Raw genomic sequence first — 20,180 nt, 5'->3', positions numbered from 1 at the left:
TGTAATTAAAAAAAAGAAGAAGTCTCAAATGATTCGTATCATTTGAGACTTCTTTTCATTTTATTAGCATTATACAATTTTAGATTGTGAATTAGCTATGAATATGAAGTCGAATCTTAATTTATATAATATTGTAATTCAGATTTAATAAACCGAGTTAAGTGTTCCTCAATTTTTGTAAGAGTTCTATTCTTCGTTTGAATAATGCCAAGCGTTACATTAATTGGTTCATAATTGATAATATCAATTTCAACGATTTTACCTTCCATAACATAAGGGTTACTTTTAGTAGCAAAATCTGGGGCAAATCCAATTGCTATTCCATTTGAGATTAAACGTGATAGTACTTCCGTTTGATTTGATGACAATAAAATATTCAATTTTCCAAAAGTACATTGAAAATTATTGATAAACCATTTAATATAATCGCCATTATATAAGACTACAGTCTGTTGAATGATTTCCTCTGGTGTTATTTTTTTCTTTTTAGCGAAAGGAGAATCACTACTTACATAAACCTTTAATGTTCCCTCAGAGATACTTTCAAATTTTAAATGCTCAATATTTTTAAAAATATCTTCATATATACAGATCAGTCCGATATCAGCTTTATTCTGTTGAACTGATTCAACTGTCAGTTCAGTTATATTTTCTGAAATCTCTATCGTTAAATTTGAATATAAATTCTTAAACTCCATTAATGGTTTCAATAAATAAGTAATAAAAGCAGGTATTGTAGACACTCTGAGATTTCCAGAATGTATATCCAAAATTTTTCTAGCCTCTTCGATCAGCTCTTCATATTTTAACAAAACTTCATTTGCTTTTTTTACAATTTTAGTTCCCTCATATGATTGAACAACCCCATAACGAGTGCGATCGAAAATTTTTATACCTAATTCATCTTCTATTTTTTTAATATCCTGACTAATACCAGATTGACTTATATGAAGATTCTGACCAGCTATAGAAAAAGAGCCCGTTTTAGCAACTTCAGAAAGAATCTTTAGTTTTTGTATGTGCATAGGATGACCACCTTAGTATATAGATTACTATATTAGAAATTCGATTTGAGAATAATAAAATCCTCTAAATTTAGATATTAGTAATTGTGAACCAGGTATTACAAACCTTAATTTTACTAAGTAATTGTGACGTTATACAATTAATTCAGATAATTCTTAATTTTTAAATTTAATTAAAATTCTAAAAAAACTTTCATCTGATTTTATATTCTAAAAATTTTTATGTGTTTTTGCAAGCGTTTTCTTGGTTATAAACAGTCTGTGGAACCAGGTCATTTTAATTTATCTTAATTCATTTAAAAAGGGGAAAGAACATGATCCATGACCTAATATCGTTATACCCTAATGATCTACCATTTTTTCTAAATAAGAGGTAAGGCCAATTCGAAGGAAAAGGTGTTACTATAAATCCTATTTATCTAATAATAATAAAACTATTTTTAGGAGGTTTTTAAATGCAAACGACTGTAAAAGTATTAGAATTTCCGCTTTATATTGATGGTAAATGGACACCAGCAAAAAGTGGTGAAACGTTTAGTGTGAAAAATCCAGCAACTGGAGAAGTAGTCGCTCTGGTAGCTAAAGCTGGAAGAGAAGATACTGAAGCAGCTATAACTTCAGCTCGTAATGCTTTTGATTCAGGAATTTGGTCAAAAAAATCACCAAAAGAAAGAGCTCAGATCTTAGTTAATTTTGGGAATAAGATTGTCGAACATTCTGAAGAACTTGCATTCTTAGAAGCTATTAGCTCAGGTGCAACTGTAAGACGAATTTCAAATTTAGATATTTTATATTTAGTAGATTTACTTCAGCAGACAGCCAAATTTACTATTGAGTATCCATTTGTTGAGTCACTGCCGGTACTGCCTTTTCCAGGACCAAGCAATAATCAAGTATGGCGTGAAGGGATTGGTGTTGTAGCTGCGATTACACCTTGGAATCTTCCAATGCTCTTAGCAATGTGGAAAATTGCACCTGCCCTAGCAATGGGGAATTCTATCGTTATTAAACCAGCTTCAAATACACCTCTTTCTACTTTAAAATTAGCAGAATTAGCTACTGAAGCTGGAATTCCGGCTGGAGTTTTCAATGTTGTTTCTGGACCTGGAGCTACTGTTGGTGAAGTGCTAGCAACTCATCCACATGTAGATAAGGTAGCATTTACGGGATCTACTGAAGTAGGAAGACGGATTATGGAGTTAGCAGCTGGAACAGTTAAAAGAGTCACTCTAGAATTAGGAGGAAAATCACCTTCTATCGTTTTACCAGACGCTGATTTAGATATTACAATTCCAGGTAGCTTATTTGGATTCTGTCTACATTCTGGACAACTTTGCGAATCTGGGACTCGCCTTTTAGTTCATGATTCGATTTATGATGAAATTGTTGATCGCTTAGCAAAATTAGCTTCTTCAATTACAATTGGAAACCAGCTTGATATGGCAAACGGCATGGGGCCAATGGCTTCTCAGCAACAACTTGATACAGTATTGTCCTATGTTGAGACTGGAATTAAAGAAGGTGCTCGTTTAGTTTGCGGAGGTAAACGATTAACGGGTGAAGGCTATGATCATGGCTATTTCATTGAACCTACTATTTTCGCAGATGTAGACAATAAAATGAAAATTGCTCAAGAAGAGATTTTCGGACCTGTACTTTGCGTGATTCGCTACTCAACGATTGAAGAAGCAGTCGAAATTGCGAATGACACAATTTACGGATTAGCAGCCGGTATTTGGTCAAAAGATGTTAATAAAGCACTAAAAATTTCACGTGAATTAAAAGCAGGAACAGTTTGGATCAATGATTGGCACATGTTAAGAAGTGATGCACCATTTGGTGGATATAAACAAAGTGGTTTTGGACGTGAACTTGGTCGTTATGCTTTAGATGAGTACACACAAGTTAAGCATGTTCATTGTTCACTTACTCCGGAATTAAGCCAAAAACCTTGGTATGGCATCTTATTATAAAAAACTAGATTTATAAGCTACTAATATAAAAAAATAAATTAATTCAGTATGACTAATAAAAAACAATAATAGAAAAGAGAAGGCGATCCCATGATAACGTCATTTTTTCAGTTTTCGGTTCGAACAGTTGTAAACAGTGGGGCTGGAGCTCGCTCAATGTTACCAGAAATGATAAAAGGACTTGGTGGTAAGAGAGCAGTTCTTTACGTTGATAAAGGAATAACTCAAGCGGGAATTACAGATAAAATTAAGGAACTATTTGAAGCGATTCCTAGTGCAGTACAGCTAGTAGGAGTTTTTGAGGACATTGAACAGGATGCAAAAGGTGAAATCATAAACCGAGGTGCCAAGTTCTTTAAAGAATGTAATGGAGATTCATTAATTGCTGTTGGTGGAGGTAGTGTTTTAGACACAGTTAAAGCAATTAAATGGATGCTTCATAATAAGGTTCATGATATTCGTGAAGAGCTTCTTGTTGGAAATTTAATGGAATTTTGGCCAGAAGCTCAGTATATTCCAATTCCACACGTTGCAATCGCAACAACAGCTGGAACTGGTGCAGAAGTGTCTCCAATCGCAGTAGTACTTAATGAAAAATTAGGAATTAAAACGAATATCCTAAATACATTCATTAGCCCTGATATGGCGATTTTAGACCCTGAGCTTACATTTGGTTTACCACCAAAAATTACAGCGTTTACAGGATTTGACGCATTAACTCATGCAATTGAGGCTTATTTCTCACCTCAGGCGAATCCAATGACGGATGCATATGCACTTCAAGCGATTCGTATGATTGTAGATAATTTACCTACTGCTGTTCATGAAGGACATAACCTTGCATCACGATCAAATATGTTAATGGCTAGTTCGATGGCAATTTCTGCTTTCAGTCTTTCTGTTAATGCGATTCCTGTACATAATATAGCGCATGTATTTGGAGCAAAATTCGGAATTCCTCATGGACTTGCTAATGCAGTGATATTACCAAATGTTATGGAATCACTTGCACCATATTATTTGAAACGAATTCATGGTTTTGCACAAGCTTTAGGTTTAAAAGATATACCGCAAAAACAAGAAGAGTGCCTTGCAGAAGTTGTTTTATTTATCCGTAATTTACGTGAAAAAGTTGGTCTTCCTAGTACATTTGCTGATTTTGAGGTGAATGTCGATAATATGGGATACATTGTAGCGATGGTTCATAGTGATCCTTGCGGAATATTCTTCAAAATTCCACCTGATGTAATTGCAAAAGTTTCCAATGAAGTTGCAGGTTCTGGCTTAGTAATTTCATAATTTTTATTTATAGTTACCGGGCACCTTCAAAATCTTTGATGGTGCCTCAATTATATTCAAATTTTATGTATAAAGTTGGAAGACATAATAATTCTAATCTATCTCAATTTTTAGTATTACAATTTCATTTAATCTCACTAATTTAGTAAATTACGAGAATGTAGCTCACTAGTAGTTATCAGGAGGAGAAAAATTTTTATGAATTGGAATTTAAATGAAAGTTTAAGAAAAAGTGCAGAAAAATATCCAAATCGAAATGCAATTACATTTGAAAATAAAAATATAACGTATAGTGAATTATATTCACAAGTCGAATGTGTAGCATCTAATTTAGTACATGATGGAATCAGAAAAGGTGATAAAGTAGCCTTGGTATTAGGGAATTGTCCGGAATTTGTCATCGCTTATTATGGAATTCTTCGTGCAGGTGGGGTAGTTGTACCGGTTAACCCAATCTATACGAAAGATGAAATTTCATATATTTTATCGAATAGCCAAGCAAAAGCTGTCATAGCAAATTTTACAATGGAAACGATCATTGATTCTCTTAAATTAGAATTAAAACAGATCGAAATGCTTTACTATGTGGGATCTAATAAAGCTGAATTCAATTGGGAGCAGTTGATTGTAAACAAATCAAAAAACAATGAAAATCCGTTAATTATGGCAGAAGATCTTGCTGTTATTTTATATACTTCTGGAACAACAGGAAGACCAAAAGGAGCTATGCTAAGTCACAGAAATATGGCATCAAATGCAGAGTCAATTGTTAAACTTGTCGAGTTCAAAGAAGATGATCGCATTTTAGCTGTCCTTCCAATGTTCCATGTATTTAGCATGACGGTTTGTATTAATACACCAATTATGAGTGGAGCTAATATCGTAATTGTTCAAAAATTTAATCCTATTGAAGTCATTCATACAATTTTTAATGAGAAAGTGAAATTATTTGCTGGTGTTCCAACGATGTTTAACTTTTTATTACAATTAAAAGATTATTCAGCTGAGTATTTCTCATCTATACGTGTATGTTTATCAGGTGGAGCATCGATGCCAGTTGAATTACTTCAACGATTTGAGGAAAAATATAAGACTATTATTGCTGAAGGATTCGGTCTTTCTGAAACAGCTCCTGTTACGGCATTTAATCCTATAAAAGGAATAAGAAAAATTGGGTCTGTCGGAGTAGATATTCCAGGCGTAATAAATAAGGTTGTCGACAAATTTGGAAATGAAGTTCCAAGAGGCGAAATAGGTGAACTAATTGTCAAAGGTCCAAATGTCATGATTGGATATCTTGGAATGCCTGATGCAACAACTAACGCCATAAAGAATGATTGGTTTTATACTGGTGACTTAGCAAAAATGGATAAAGATGGATATATCTATATTGTTGATCGAATAAAGGACATGATTATTGTAAACGGATACAATGTATATCCAAGAGAAGTAGAGGAAGTTATCTATCAACATCCAGCGATTGTTGAAGTAGCTGTATTAGGAATAACTGATAAAGATTACGGTGAAATCGTAAAGGCTTTCGTTGTATCGAATGATGAAAGTATAACGGAGGACGACATCCTACATTTCTGCAAGGACAAGCTTGCAAAGTACAAGCTACCTAAACAAATAGAATTTAAGAAAGAATTACCTAAGAATAGTACAGGTAAGATTTTAAAAAGAGCTTTAAATGTAGAACAAGTGAAAGTTAATTAGTTTAATAGAGTATTTTCTGATAAAAACTTTTGAATATATATCAATTCATGGAGGTTCTTATGACAAATAACATTTTAACTCAATCAATGCCCGCAACTTCTTTTACAAAAAAGGCAAATTTAGCAGTATATGATTCTCTAAATTTTGATGATAGACAGGACTTCTTAGATGCAAACAGAGGATTTATTGCACCACTAGAAGCAAAGATTATTAAAGACGATTCTGGGGAAGTTGTTTGGGACATTGAACAGTTAAACTATTTAAATAACACTGCTCCTGAGACTGTGAACCCAAGTCTATGGAGAAATGCGCAATTACAGGCTATATCTGGTTTGTTTGAAGTTGTAGAAGGAGTATATCAAGTTCGTGGACAATCATTGGTAACTAACTTTTTTATTGAAGGAAAACAGGGAGTTATTGTCGTTGATGCTTTGGGAAGTAATGAATCAGCTAAAGCCGCTATGGAGTTATATTATAAACATCGACCACAAAAGCCAGTAACAGCCGTTATAATCAGTCAAAGTCATGCTGACCATTTTGGCGGTATTCAAGCCGTACTTAATTATGCTGAAAATCCTAATATTCCGATTATAGTTCCTCAATATTTTACAGAAGAAGCGTTAAGTGAGAATGCACTTTTAGGTACAATCATGGCCCGACGTGCAGAGTATCAGTTTGGAAAAGATTTACCAGACGGTTCAAAAGGCTCTGTATCAGTAGGTATTGGCCCAACAATGGGATCAGGTACTATGAGTTTTCAGTTACCAAATGTTGAAATAGAAAATGAAATCCAATCGATGGAAGTCGATGGTGTAACATTTGAATTTTTATTAACGCCAAATACAGAAGCACCAGCTGAAATGCATTTTTATATTAGGGATTACAAAATATTATTTGTATCAGAGAATGCCAATAAATTGATGCATCAAATTTATACTGTAAGAGGAGCAAAAACTCGAGATGCATTACATTGGGCTAATTCACTGGATAAAACAATCGAATTATTTGAAAATGAAGAGATCGATGCATTACTCATGATTCATGCATGGCCTGTATGGGAGAAAGATAATGCGATCAATCATTTAAAACTGCAACGTGATTTATATAAATATATGCACGATCAGACGGTGCGCTTAGCCAATTATGGTTATACGATGGATGAGATAGCTGAAATAATTAAACTTCCAAAAGAATTGGATACTTACTGGGGAAATCGTGGGTATTATGGAACTTTAAAGCATAATTCAAAGGGTGTTTACAATTATTATTTAGGTTATTATAGTGCTCATCCTTCCGATCTAGATCCATTACCACAAGTTGAATCTGGCCAAAAATATGTAGAATACATGGGTGGAGCAGCAAACATTTTGAGACAAGCAAAAGTTGACTATGAAAAAGGTGAATATCGTTGGGTAGCTCAAGTATTAAAAAATGTCGTAATGGCTGACCCAGAAAATTCAGAAGCTAAAAATTTATTAGCAGATGCATTTGAACAATTAGGGTATCAAGCTGAATCAGCTAATTGGCGCAATATTTATCTTGTTGGAGCATCAGAACTAAGATATGGAATTAATAAAGATAATTCCCCATTAGATGTATCAGGGATCATTAAGAATATGCCAGTCAACGAATTCTTAAAATTAATAGCAGTTAAAATAAACGGTCCAAAAGCAGAGGGTAGAAAAATAACGATAAATGTAACATTATCAGACTCTAACCAGCTATATACATTAAATTTAGAAAATTCTGTTTTGTTTTCTAGAGCAAATAAGTTAGATGACAATGCAGATGTTTCATTAACAATTGATCAATTCGCATTTTATGGAACTTTACTTGGTCTTCTTTCACCTGAACAAGCAGTTGGAGCAGGAAAATTGATTATTTCTGGTGACCAAACAAAATTGAATGAATTTTTATCACTTTTAGATGAGTTCGACCGCTGTATAAATATCGTAACTCCTTAATTAACAGAAAAAATAATGAATGTTACAATAAGCATCTGCTCAATCATGTTCGAAAAAAATAGATTGTGCAGGTGTTTTTCCAAAAGTATGTTTACTCTAAGGATTATCGAAAAAGTATAGATTTGTTGAGAGGCAGGAGTTTGGATGAAAAGTTGGGCGAAATGGATCATTTTATTTTCACTCTTTATTATGGCTATTATTAATTTTGCTGACAAATCAATTTTAGGTTTAGCTGGAATTCATATTACGAAAGATTTGAACTTAACCTCTACCGAGTTTGGTATTTTAGGTAGTAGCTTTTTTTGGTTATTTTCAATATTTGGTATAGTAGGTGGCTCTTTATCGGATCGTATTGGTACTGGAAAATCACTTGCTATTATGTCAATTGTTTGGACAATCGCGCAATCTATGGCATTGTTTGCATCAAGTCTACCGATTCTAATATTGAGTAGAGTATTACTAGGGGCTGGAGAAGGCGCATTTCTTGCAACTGCAATTAGTCATATAAGTAAATGGTTTAAACCAGAATCACGCGGATTTGCGATATCAATCATTAATTTTGGAAATGTCGTTGGGATAGCTGTTACGGCTCCTATTATCGTTTCTCTAATATCAAATTATGGTTGGAAACAATCATTTTTTATTTCTGGTATTTTTAGCTTTGTCTGGTTCATTTGTTGGCTTTGGTTAGGAAGAATGAAACCAACTGTTTCTTTTGAAGAAGAAGTTGGTACGTTGGAAAACAAAAATGAGATTAATAGAAAAGATGTTTGGAAAGCTTTACGATCTCCTATTTTTATATTTACAACTTTAATTGCCTTTATTGCTTATTCATTCATTGTCTTTGGACTTACTTTTAATCCTTCGTATTTAATAAAAGTAAAAGGATTATCTGAACAAAGGTCAGCATCAGTAATTGCTATTTCTGGTTTAATTGGGGCTATTTTAGCAATCTTACTATCTATCATTTCAGATCGTTTATACAAAAAAACACAAAGTTTATGGAAATCGCGGATTTTATTTTCTGCTATTAGTGTTTTGCTAGCAGGGTTTTTGTACTTAATGTATCCACTATTAAATGGTTCGGGTTCAATCATCATCCTCCTTTCGTTAGTAAATACACTGGTAATTACTGTAAACACACTTAGCCCAGCTATTGTAGTTAGTATACTCCCACAGCGAAGAGGAGTTATGACAGGGACTTATTTTGGAATAATGACTTCATCGGGTATTATTACACCAATTATTTTTGGGAAACTTATTCAAAATTCTGGTGCAAATGTAGCAGGGGGATATAGTATCGCAATTTATGGAATGGCAATTGCTATGGTAATTGCAGCGCTATTAATATTCCTTTTCAGAAGCCGAAATCAACAAGTTTCAACAGAAAAGGATAATATGCTAGTGAACCTCTAATGAGAGCCGTATAGAAGAATCCATTACTTCTACTAGAATGGTAGATTTAATTATTGTGAAAATATCCTGATAGACTTTTTTAAAAGGTTATTCAGAAGAAAGATTTAGATACAGAGGTATGAATATGAATAATGCGTTAGAAAAGCAGAAAGAAACAATTGATTCTAAATATATCCAACAGCATTTAGCAAATGAAAGAACTTATCTTGCTTGGGTTAGAACAAGTATAACAATTATGGGGGTTGGTTTTTTAATCACTAATCTTCATTTTTCTACTCTGGCTTCTAATGCAAAATTAGGAGATACATTATCAAAAATAATTGGATTATCCTCGATTATTGTTGGAATTTTTGCTTTAATCATTTCAACGATCAGCTATTTTATCAAGGGAAATGATATTAATAATCAAGCGTTTAAATTTTCAAGGACATTGGTTGTTTATTTATCGGTGGCCTTAGTTCTTATTTTTATTATTTTTGGAGTTTATTATTTAGATGTATGGGGATTGTTTTAAACTCTTCTACATTGATAAGAATTTGCCAAAAATGATCTTCTTTTTGAGGATCATTTTTTGCAGATTTTGATCAAATAAAGAAATGTAACCCGCCTTTAATCTATCTATAAAACTCAGCCATATTCTTTAATACCCTCTTTTGTTGACTCAATAAAAAAATCTCCTGCAGTCAATTATTTAAATGGATGAAAAGTGACCTTTCTCAAATTCTAAATCACGATCAAAGGCATTATTGGTATAGGGATTGCATTATTTGGAATATGGACCTCCATTTTTATCACATAGATGGAATGGAGCAAAGATAAAAGATTTAATTATAACCACTTAAATTTAGAGATGTGAGGTAATAGTTAATGAAGGTATTAGTAGAAAAAAAAGAAAATATCTGTACGATTCAAATCAATCGACCTAATGTTAGGAATGCAGTTGACCGTGAGACAGCACAACAGCTTGCTGAAGCATTTCGTGATTTTGAAAATGATGAATATTTACATGTAGCTGTATTGTATGGAAATGGAGGAACGTTTTGTGCAGGTGCCGATCTTAAAGCTTTCTCATTAGAAGATGGCAATAGTTTGGAGGTAGATATGTCGAAGGATGGTCCGATGGGTCCAAGTCGAATGAACTTATCAAAGCCTGTAATTGCTGCAGTATCAGGTCATGCTGTCGCCGGAGGGTTAGAGTTAGCAATTTGGTGTGATCTCCGAATTGTAGAGAAAGACGCAATATTCGGTGTTTTTTGTCGTCGTTTTGGTGTGCCACTTATAGATGGTGGAACTCAAAGATTACCTCGTTTAATCGGGATGAGCCGTGCTCTGGATTTGATTTTAACTGGTCGACCTGTTGGAGCAGAGGAAGCACTCTTTATGGGGCTTGCAAATCGAATCGTAGAAGTAGGAACTGTGAAAGAAGAAGCTGAAAAACTTGCTGCTCATATTGCTCAATATCCTCAATTATGTATGAAAAATGACAGAAAAGCAGTTTATGAAGGATTTGATCTAGATTTTGAGAAAGCAATGCAGTTAGAGTTCACATTAGGAATGACTGTTGTACAAAGTGGTGAATCAATGAAAGGTGCTAAGCGATTCGTACAAGGGCAAGGCAAACATGGAAAAATTAATAATGGATGAGAAATAGAAAGAACTACATTAATAATGAGACAAATTGAGATCGATTTATCAAATAATTGAAGGAGGGCGATCGAATTGGAAGGAAATGTAGCAATTATTACAGGGGCAGGAAGAGGAATTGGTAGAGCGACAGCAGAAAAATTAGCAAAACAAGGTGTAAAAGTTGTTATATCTGATTTAGATGAGGGTCATGTAGAAATAGTAAGTGCTAAAATTGTTGAATCAGGAGGAGAAGCGATTGTCTTTTCAGGAGATGTAACGGAAAACGAGTTCCCTTCAAAGATTGTAGCAAAGACTATGAATTCTTTTGGACGATTGGATATTTTGGTCAATAATGCAGGATATACATGGGACGGACTTGTTCACAAGATGACGGATGAACAATTTCGAAAAATAATGGAAGTTCATTTAGTTGCACCTTTCCGTCTTATAAGAGAAGCAGCACCTTATATGAGGAATGCAGCAAAAAAAGAGATGGAACAAGGAATTGACCACTACAGAAAAATCATTAATGTATCATCCATTGCTGGATTGACAGGAAATGTTGGACAAGCAAATTATGCATCAGCTAAGGCAGGTCTTTTTGGCTTAACTAAGTCAGTAGCAAAAGAATGGGGACAGTTTAACATCAATTGCAATGCAATCGCTTTTGGTGTAATGGATACTCGGTTGACCCAATCAAAAGAAGAGGGCGAATTCATCAGCGGTATTCCACTTGGCATCCCTAAAAAAGTTCGTGAACAATTAACAGCAATAATTCCCCAGAATCGCCCAGGGACAATTGAAGAAGCTGCAGATTCAATCTATTATCTTGCCTCTCCAATGTCAAATTATGTGAATGGAGCCGTTTTACAAATAAACGGTGGGATTTATATGTAGGATTCTACGAAAATCAAATTATTGCCTTGCAGGTCAGGCTATGTAAACAGTCTAGACTTGTTAAGGTTGCCGGATCAAATCAATTGTTGAACACAAGAATGAAAAAAGCTCAAACTTCTTTGTAAAAAAGGTTTGGGCTTTTTGGATTTATGTTTATTAGTCTATCTTTACAACTAATGTTTTAAACAATCTAGCTATCAGTAGTAAAGTCAAAAAAGAAATAAGAGAAATTGAATATTAATTAAGTAATTTTAGATACTATAAAAGATTGGTATAAAAATGATTTTAGGTGATATATGAATAGCGAAGTACAAAATCTAAGCAAGGGTCTGAATAAAAATATAAAATTGATACAAAAAGGATTACACGAATCACCCGAACTTTTTGTAAGACAAATTCAATTAGACTCAAATGGAGACAATATAGGTGCATTATTGTATATAGATGGAATTGTTAATACGGAGCTAATACGCGAAAGTATAATTGATCCTTTACATAGTATTCGAATCAATGATAAAGATACATTTATGAATACGTTAGCCTGTTATCATATTCGCTCAGAAAACGTCGAGGTGATAACATCAATTTCTTCCTCAATTGAAGGCATTCTTAGTGGCAAAACACTTGTTTTAATTGATGGTTTTGAAAGTGGCATACTTGTTGATACAGCACAATGGGAACAACGATCAGTCGAACAGAGTACGAGACAACGTAATATTCAAGGACCATTGATTTCTTTCTCGGAACAATTGAAAGTGAACTTAAATTTACTTCATAATATAATTCAATCTCCTACATTTATGGTGGAAAAGAAGAAACTTGGAAGGATCGCAAAAACAGATGTAGCGATTGTTTATTTAACTGATCGAGTTGATCAAATTGCTTTGAAAGAAGTACATAATAGAATTGACTCATTACAGGTTGATTATGTACTTGAGTCAAGAGTAGTTGAAATAGCAATAGAAGGAACACAGAAAACGTTTTTTCCGCTGTCTTTTAATACTGAGTTGCCAGATGCTGTAGCTTCCGCTTTGTATGAAGGGAGAATTGCCATTATGGTGAACGGTACCCCATCTGCAACGATTGTGCCTAATTTATTCCTTCAATACTTTCAGCAACCAAGCGACTATTATGTTAAACAATTAAAATTAAGCGTTCGCCTTATAACAATATTAAGTTTTCTGATAACAATTTTGTTACCTGGATTTTATCTTGCATTTGCAAAATTTCATGACAATTTGGTATCGAAAGAAATACATAAAAAGTTTTTTGTAGAAACAGCTACCATTTTTCCTCTGTGGGCTGAAGTATTCTTGCTTATCTTTTTGTTACAAATATTAGGAATTGGTTCATATAAAATCTCAAGGGAAATGATGCTACTTGTTTCATTAATCTCTACAATTACAATCGGTACAACAGCAGTAGATGCAAAGCTAGTTCACCCTCTTAGTCTCATCGTAACGGGGGTAGCTTACCTTACTAGCACCATGCTTACAATAGGAACATTACCGAGTTCCCTTCAACCTATACGCTATATTTTTCTTTTTATAGGAAATTTTTTCGGTTTCACTGGTATGGGGATTGGATTGTTAATATTGATCATACATATGTCTCGTTTACGTTCAGCAGGTGTACCCTATTTAGCACCTTTAATTCCTTTTAATTTTAAAGAATTCAAAGATGTTTTTTATAGAGGAGATTTACGTAAATTAATAAATAGTAAACATAAATATCCTCATGATGATAAATCCTCATAATAGTCTTAAAAACTGGAATAAGTGATATTTTCAAAATATGGAGGTGAGTTGTACTAATTGTTAATTAATTTTTACATACAATTACTACAGAATAACTATGCTTATTTTTTAACTTTCTATTATATTACTAGCATCTAAAATAGCTGGAGACATTAGTGTCAGATTAAAACAACCCTCTGTACTTGGAAAACTTTTGATCGGAATTGTACTTGGTCCTTCTGTATTGGGACTTGTAGATGATACAGATGTATTAAATGAAATTAGTCAAATCGGTGTTATCCTTTTGATGTTCATTGCAGGTCTTGAAACAGATATAGAGGAATTTAAACGTACAGGAAAGGCTTCTACTTTTGTAGGTATAGGTGGAATAATCGTACCATTTTTAATTGGATATTTAGTAGGGATGTTCATAAATTTATCCCCTATTCAATCTAGCTTTTTTGGATTATTACTATCTGCAACGAGTGTAAGTATTTCAGTACAAGTATTAAAGGAAATGAATAAATTAAAAACTCGTGAAGGAGCTACAGTATTAGGTGCAGCTGTAATTGATGATATTTTATTCATAATTGCACTTGCCTTTTTATTAAGTATAGCAGGGTCTGATGGGGATGTGAGTCTATTAAAATTAATACTAAAAAAAGTATTATTTTTTGTAGGATGGAAAGTTGTTCCTTACTTCCTTAAAAAATTTTCTACATTGCGTGTTACTGAGACAGTTATTTCATCGGCATTAATCATTTGTTTTATTTATGCATATATAGCTGGATATACCGGGGTAGCAGCAATTATTGGAGCCTATATTGCTGGTGTTTCAATAAGTGTGACGGAATTTAAACATGAGGTTTTTGAAAAAATTGAGACGATAAGTTATTCACTTTTTGTACCAGTTTTCTTTACATCAATCGGTGTTTCAGCAAGATTTACAGGTATAGTAACGGATTTAGGATTAATTATTATGTTAAGTATTCTTGCAATATTGACAAAATTACTAGGTTCCTCATTAAGAGCAAAATTAAGTGGTTTTACTTGGAGAAATTCTTTAGGAATAGGATCGGCGATGGTATCACGTGGTGAGGTTGCACTAATTATTGCTTCGATTGGATTAGAAAATCAATTGTTAGATCAGTCATTCTTTGCAGTGGTATTAGTGGTGGTTCTTATTACAACACTTGTTACTCCACCTATGATGAAATGGTTTTTTTAGGTTAAAAATAGTCTCTAACTTTAATCAGATTAGATACTTCCTTATAATACGAACGCATTAGTTAGTTGAAGATCAAGAAAGGCTGTTTGCAGCCTTTTTATTATGTTAACTGGCAGTTTAGTTGAACAAAAAAATGATAAATTTGAAATGGAGCATGAAAATATTGAATTCGGATTGTATTCACTAGGTGAACGAATTACTAATGTACAAGGTAATAAAATAATATAAATTTTAATTAACAAACGATACTTTCGTTATTAAACTAGACATAAATCTGAATCAGTTTAAGGAAGCACCCTACCTCCTGATTAATCAGTTACTTAATTATTGCACAAAAATTGCACAGACTTATTAGAAACAATAGAAATAAAAGAATAACAATGAATAAAATTTCATCGACCGCTTGATTTACTGGACTTAACTGAACTAAAATATTCATAAATACTGAATTATACTCGTACTCTGTAATTGACAGGGTAGGGGTCGCTGGTTCAAGTCCAGTTGGGATCATACTCAAACCTCTTGTATATCAAGAGGTTTTTTGTTTTATAACAAAGATGAATTAGTGGAGAAACAGCTAATTGGGGCAGGAAACAATTCTTTGATTGATAAAAAAGTAAAAGGAAATGGGTATTAAGCTAAATGATAGTTTAGTCTTAGTGAATTATTTTACAAAAATTCAATATTTTTTATACTCGGTTTACATTTGTAAAGGTAGTAAATACAAAAAAGAGAAACACCGAGTTATAGTTTCTCTTCTGAATAAGAATAGGTGATATTAAGCAAACAAGTATTGCTCAGTACAATATATTGGATTTAAAGTAAATGTATATAGATATTCGGCCTAATATTAAGCCTATCTACGCTATTTTAAACCAAACTGAGCCTTCGCCATTAGCTTACCATCTTGGAACGTAAAGTTAGCGTTAGCTCCCGTTGATCCTTTACCGTTATATGTATAAAGAATCGTATATCCTGGCTTATCTTTCTCGCCAGCTTCGCTCATTACCTCGCCTTTACCGCCGACAATATCGAATACTTGCTTCGATGTCATACCGTTTTGAATCTTATCGAACTCTGCCTTCGTTATAATAACGGATTTACCCGTAGCTTCATGCGGTAGTGTGCTCTGCGTTTTTTCCGTATCCGAGCAGCCACTAGCGATAATTAATCCGGTAGCTATTGCGGTCCCTAATAAGATACCTCTAATCGTTCTTTTCATTATAAGCCTCCTAAATATTACCATATATCTCATGCTATTCGACTAGTCCCTTAATTATCCTTTTAAATAAAAAAGAACCGATCTCATTGTCGGCTCGTAGTTTCTATTAATCTAACGATATATTGTAAATCGTCAGCTTCTCGTTTCTTAGCGTTATAGATTGCTCGTTGCTCAGCGTACAAATTTTCGTAAATAGCGATGTCTCCGTGCATTTCTTGCGTATGGTGAATAACTTGAGCTTTTCTCATTTGGTCGTTAGTGCCGTCAATTTTCCCAGTCATAAATAATTCACTTATACGCATCTCATTCGAGACTTTCAAAAGCGTTAATTCTTTTTGAAGCTCTATCATTTTACGTTCTTCATCGAAAACCTCCCGATGAATTCTTTCTAAACGTTTGATGTAGTAGTTAACCCGATCTTGCATCCGACACACCTCCGCAGTAATAGGACAAGTACTGTTACCGTGTTCACACTAACAGAATATGCGTCGTTTCGTGGAAAAATGCAGGTCCAACTTAAATTTCGTCGTCCAATTCCCAAATATCTTCGACTTTTAAATTCAAAGTTTTCGCTATTTTCATTGCTATTTTTAACGTTGGGGAATGATCCTCTTTCGATACGATTAAACTCAAAGTACTATTATTAATGCCTACTTTTTCGGCAAATTCAGTTTGTTTTATCTTTCGTTCTGCAAAAATTACCTTCAGTTTATTCTTCAAAATTCTCACCTCAATATATAAATTTTTCAAATCTTTTTGAATTCCTTTAAATAATTTTGAAAGTACAGGCAAGAAATTTGTCGGACGTTAGTATAGTAGATTAAACAATTGATAATCAACCGATAGGCAATTGCTAATCACGCTAATCAATTGTTAAATATACGGAGGTGATCGATATGTTACTTGGTATCGACGCAGGTAATAACGAGGTTAAAGTTGCGACACAATACGGAGTTTACGCATTTAATAGTTGCTTAGGAGATTTTCACGAAAGAAGAATTGAAACGAAATTCCAGGACGAAATGGTAGTCGAATATAACGGAGTAACTTATTTTGCCGGAGAACTAGCGGAGAAGGAGTCGTATTATCCTCGACGTTCAATGGGCGCATCTAAGGCGAAGATAAAGGAAATGCTTATTGGTGAGCACACCGTCAAACTAAACGGCCAGTCTAAGAGGTTTAAAATCGATCAAGTAATAATTGCGCTAGAGGGAGCGTCGAGTTTCTTCGGATGGTTTACAGATACCTCTACATTCCGTATTATCGACTGCGGAAGTGGAGCGGTTAACATTGCAACTATTCGCGATTGGGATCAAGTAGATAAAGAAAGCTTTACGCTAATAACGGATATGACGTAAATACAATACTGAAGCAGTGGAGAGAAAAAGGGTACATCAAAACAAAGGAAAATCAAATGACTTATCTAGTATGGGCTATTTACCATAAAAAGACGAAAAAATATATATGGATTAACTTAGCGCATCCTATATTGAATGAAGTAGATTGAGCCTGCCATTTATAGTATTATTACTACTTCTTACTACCAAATTACAATTTGTTTTACTCGAATAGATTTGTATATTAATGTTCTTACTATTCTTACTACTATTACAATACTTTTGAGAGCAGTATAAATTTTTCAGAGATTGTACAATTCTACAAGTGTATTTAAATATGCAGTAATAAAAGTAAGGGTGGTAAGGAAACAAGGTGAAAAATTAAACTAATATGTTTAACACTCAAATAATTCTGTTACATGTGATTGATAATATAATAATGATTGAATCGTATCTTTTCATTAAGGTGATAAAATACTTAAATTAGTAGATAACCTCTACAAAAAGGAGTGATTATATGAGAATTTTATCACCACAGCATCAAGTATTCGTAGATGAGCATCTAACAATCTTCAACGCTAGTAAATCAGCCGTTAAAGCTGGATTTGCTCCAACATACGCAAATAGGATTGGCTATGAGTTATTACAGCGTGAAGACAACAAATGTGAACTAGACTATGCAATGGAAATGAGATTTGACCAAAACAAGATGGAACGAGAGACTAATCATTAATGAACTTGAAAAAGTGGTATTTGCAGATATAAAGGATTTTGTACGATGGTCGAATAGCTTAGTCATAAAATTTATCATATAGGGATTTAAACTTCAAAATAAAACTTTATCCTTATTCAATTAAAGCATGCATTAGTTGTATAGCATGATCGGCTGAAAAGTCGCTTTTTTATTGAGTTAAATGCAGATTCGTTGAACAAGGGATTCATTGATTCTGGTAAAATTTTACTTAATAATGATGTATTAAAATAGGAGACGAGCCATGAAATCCCCACATATACATTAAGTTGTTTATTATTAGAAAACCGTTGAATTTCACCTAATTCTGCCATCAGTTTATCAGTTGAATTAAAAGTCCTGAATTTCACTTCTGATATTATATAGATTTAGCTCAAAATGTAAAGAGTACTGTTTGGTCGTGTTACCATGGATAACGGTAATCAACATATCTCTTTTTAAACCAACAAGGTTTACGAAAACAGCTAAAATAAAATAAACGTCTAAACATGCATTTACAAATTTTTACGATTTACATTATTGCCGTCATAACTAAATATTACAGCTTTTCCATCCATTCTTGTCTCAATATGAGTCGTTCTTCCCCATAATTGGTATATATATGGTAAAACTTTTTCAAGATATTTAAGATCTAATTCAATTTCTTCAAATGAATGATTTAAATACAATTCACCATTCTTTTGATAGTCTCCATCATTTACAGTAATATAGGGGTATCCTCCATTCGTACGCATATTTACCAATTGATCACGTACATTCACCCAACTTTTATCATTAATCCTATATTCTTTTCCCTGTTTATTAAACAAGTACAAGTCTTTGTTCATAACAAATTCTTTTGATAAATAGTTTCTAATAAAACTAGTATCTGATTCAAGCTCACGTACTTCAAAAATTTTTTCAGTTCCAGAACCAACTTTCACCCCATATTGTTTCATTTCTTCAGATGGATTGTTATATCTTTCTTCAATATCCTCAAACATTTTTAGTCCAAAATAGTAAGGGTTTATACTTGTCTTCGAGGGCTGTAGTACACTTGCATTCAGTTTTGCAAATTCAATTGATTCACCTGATGTTAAATCTAACTCTCTCAAAATACGTTGATGCCAAAGACTAGCCCATCCCTCATTCATAATTTTTGTTTCGAGCTGTGGCCAAAAATAAAGCATTTCCTCTCGTAACATTGTTAAAATGTCTCGTTGCCACTCTTCTAATTCGCGACTAAAATGTTGAATAAATAGTAAAAGATCCTTTTCAGGTTGTGGTGGGAATTTCTTTTTTCGAGGTTTTACAGGAGCAATGTTTTCTTTTTTATTATCTAAATTCCATAAGTCATCATATGGTCCTACTCGAGAAACGGGGGGGATCATATCATCTTCTAATTGCCACGATAATTTATTTCTTACAATTGAAGGGTCAATATGTTCTTGAATAGCTATAACCGCATTCAAAAATTCTTCTACTAGCTTTTTTCCATATTTTTGTTCATATTGATTAATCCTTTCAGCAGTTGCAGACATGCTTTCGACCATATCTCGTTTTGTATTACTAAATCGCAAATTATTTTTAAAGAAATCACTATGAGCGAGTACATGGGCAACGATCAATTTATTTTGAATGAGGCTATTGGTATCAAGTAAAAATGCATAACATGGATTAGAATTAATCACTAATTCATAAATCTTACTTAATCCTAGATCATATTGTAACTTCATTTTATAGAATTTTTTTCCAAAGCTCCAATGAGAATATCTAGTTGGCATTCCGTACGCACCAAACGTGTAAATAATATCGGATGGGCATATTTCATACCTCATTGGAAAATAATCAAGTCCAAATCCTTTGGCAATTTCAGTAATTTCGTCTATTGCATACTCTAATTCACGAAAATTATTTGAGTTCATTATTATTCCCCCTACTATGTGTATTGACAATGTATGAGAATTTTTGACGTTATATACTATGGAGGTTAAATTAATAACTCCTACAA

The 20,180-nt window shown here is 33.3% G+C and carries 19 protein-coding genes; 13 read left to right on the top strand and 6 right to left on the bottom strand.

Annotation, left to right across the window (positions count from 1 at the left end):
* Positions 1–116 precede the first annotated feature (116 nt).
* Positions 117–1,025, bottom strand: a complete 909-nt coding sequence (locus CN946_RS06105) for a LysR family transcriptional regulator (protein ID WP_098860328.1) — start codon at positions 1,023–1,025, stop codon at positions 117–119.
* 455 nt (positions 1,026–1,480) lie between these two features.
* Here CN946_RS06105 and CN946_RS06100 point away from each other — a divergent pair, with 455 nt between their 5' ends.
* From CN946_RS06100 to CN946_RS23730, 11 genes are all read left to right on the top strand, one after another.
* A complete protein-coding gene (locus CN946_RS06100; protein WP_098860327.1) occupies positions 1,481–2,998 on the top strand; it encodes an aldehyde dehydrogenase family protein in 1,518 nt (505 codons plus the stop codon).
* Positions 2,999–3,088: 90 nt separating this feature from the next.
* The gene (locus tag CN946_RS06095; protein ID WP_098860326.1) at positions 3,089–4,297 is read left to right on the top strand and encodes an iron-containing alcohol dehydrogenase; all 1,209 of its coding nucleotides are present in this window, start codon (positions 3,089–3,091) and stop codon (positions 4,295–4,297) included.
* A 198-nt stretch (positions 4,298–4,495) separates the two neighbouring features.
* Positions 4,496–6,013: a long-chain-fatty-acid--CoA ligase gene (locus CN946_RS06090; RefSeq protein WP_098860325.1), complete on the top strand. Its 1,518-nt coding sequence runs from the start codon at positions 4,496–4,498 to the stop codon at positions 6,011–6,013.
* Positions 6,014–6,072: 59 nt separating this feature from the next.
* Positions 6,073–7,977 (top strand): alkyl/aryl-sulfatase, encoded by a 1,905-nt coding sequence (locus CN946_RS06085; RefSeq protein WP_176547223.1) that lies wholly within the window; start codon positions 6,073–6,075, stop codon positions 7,975–7,977.
* 144 nt (positions 7,978–8,121) lie between these two features.
* Entirely contained in the window at positions 8,122–9,393 is a 1,272-nt protein-coding gene (locus tag CN946_RS06080) for an MFS transporter (protein ID WP_098860323.1), read from the top strand.
* Positions 9,394–9,517: 124 nt separating this feature from the next.
* Positions 9,518–9,907, top strand: a complete 390-nt coding sequence (locus tag CN946_RS06075; RefSeq protein ID WP_098231907.1) for a YidH family protein — start codon at positions 9,518–9,520, stop codon at positions 9,905–9,907.
* A 353-nt stretch (positions 9,908–10,260) separates the two neighbouring features.
* On the top strand, positions 10,261–11,037 hold the full coding sequence (locus CN946_RS06070; RefSeq protein WP_098860322.1) for a crotonase/enoyl-CoA hydratase family protein: 777 nt from the start codon (positions 10,261–10,263) through the stop codon (positions 11,035–11,037).
* A gap of 75 nt (positions 11,038–11,112) precedes the next feature.
* Complete coding sequence (locus tag CN946_RS06065; RefSeq protein WP_286133833.1) at positions 11,113–11,916, top strand: SDR family NAD(P)-dependent oxidoreductase; 804 nt, start codon at positions 11,113–11,115, stop codon at positions 11,914–11,916.
* A 296-nt stretch (positions 11,917–12,212) separates the two neighbouring features.
* On the top strand, positions 12,213–13,673 hold the full coding sequence (locus CN946_RS06060; protein WP_098860320.1) for a spore germination protein: 1,461 nt from the start codon (positions 12,213–12,215) through the stop codon (positions 13,671–13,673).
* A gap of 118 nt (positions 13,674–13,791) precedes the next feature.
* The gene (locus CN946_RS06055) at positions 13,792–14,880 is read left to right on the top strand and encodes a cation:proton antiporter (protein WP_286133835.1); all 1,089 of its coding nucleotides are present in this window, start codon (positions 13,792–13,794) and stop codon (positions 14,878–14,880) included.
* 102 nt (positions 14,881–14,982) lie between these two features.
* Positions 14,983–15,108, top strand: coding sequence for a hypothetical protein (locus CN946_RS23730; RefSeq protein WP_286133832.1), 126 nt, complete (start codon positions 14,983–14,985; stop codon positions 15,106–15,108).
* Positions 15,109–15,196: 88 nt separating this feature from the next.
* On the opposite strand, the gene CN946_RS06050 is transcribed toward CN946_RS23730, so the two are convergent.
* From CN946_RS06050 to CN946_RS06035, 4 genes are all read right to left on the bottom strand, one after another.
* Positions 15,197–15,391, bottom strand: a complete 195-nt coding sequence (locus CN946_RS06050) for a hypothetical protein (RefSeq protein ID WP_098860319.1) — start codon at positions 15,389–15,391, stop codon at positions 15,197–15,199.
* 354 nt (positions 15,392–15,745) lie between these two features.
* Complete coding sequence (locus CN946_RS23725; RefSeq protein ID WP_286133831.1) at positions 15,746–16,102, bottom strand: hypothetical protein; 357 nt, start codon at positions 16,100–16,102, stop codon at positions 15,746–15,748.
* A gap of 83 nt (positions 16,103–16,185) precedes the next feature.
* Entirely contained in the window at positions 16,186–16,527 is a 342-nt protein-coding gene (locus CN946_RS06040) for a hypothetical protein (RefSeq protein WP_098860318.1), read from the bottom strand.
* Between the two features lie 91 nt (positions 16,528–16,618).
* The gene (locus CN946_RS06035) at positions 16,619–16,822 is read right to left on the bottom strand and encodes a helix-turn-helix transcriptional regulator (RefSeq protein ID WP_098860317.1); all 204 of its coding nucleotides are present in this window, start codon (positions 16,820–16,822) and stop codon (positions 16,619–16,621) included.
* A 176-nt stretch (positions 16,823–16,998) separates the two neighbouring features.
* On the opposite strand from CN946_RS06035, the gene CN946_RS06030 reads away from it, so the two are divergent.
* Entirely contained in the window at positions 16,999–17,460 is a 462-nt protein-coding gene (locus CN946_RS06030) for a ParM/StbA family protein (RefSeq protein WP_098860316.1), read from the top strand.
* Positions 17,461–17,956: 496 nt separating this feature from the next.
* Positions 17,957–18,172 carry a terminase small subunit gene (locus CN946_RS06025; protein WP_098860315.1) on the top strand — a complete coding sequence of 72 codons (216 nt, stop codon included), beginning with the start codon at positions 17,957–17,959 and terminating at the stop codon, positions 18,170–18,172.
* A gap of 512 nt (positions 18,173–18,684) precedes the next feature.
* On the opposite strand, the gene CN946_RS06020 is transcribed toward CN946_RS06025, so the two are convergent.
* Entirely contained in the window at positions 18,685–20,094 is a 1,410-nt protein-coding gene (locus CN946_RS06020) for a SpoVR family protein (protein ID WP_098860314.1), read from the bottom strand.
* Positions 20,095–20,180: the final 86 nt, after the last annotated feature.

The organism is Bacillus sp. AFS053548 (genome assembly GCF_002575105.1).
Lineage (GTDB): Bacteria > Bacillota > Bacilli > Bacillales > Bacillaceae_G > Gottfriedia.
The sequence above is the reverse complement of the archived record's forward strand: the minus strand, read 5'-3'. Positions and strand labels throughout refer to the sequence as shown.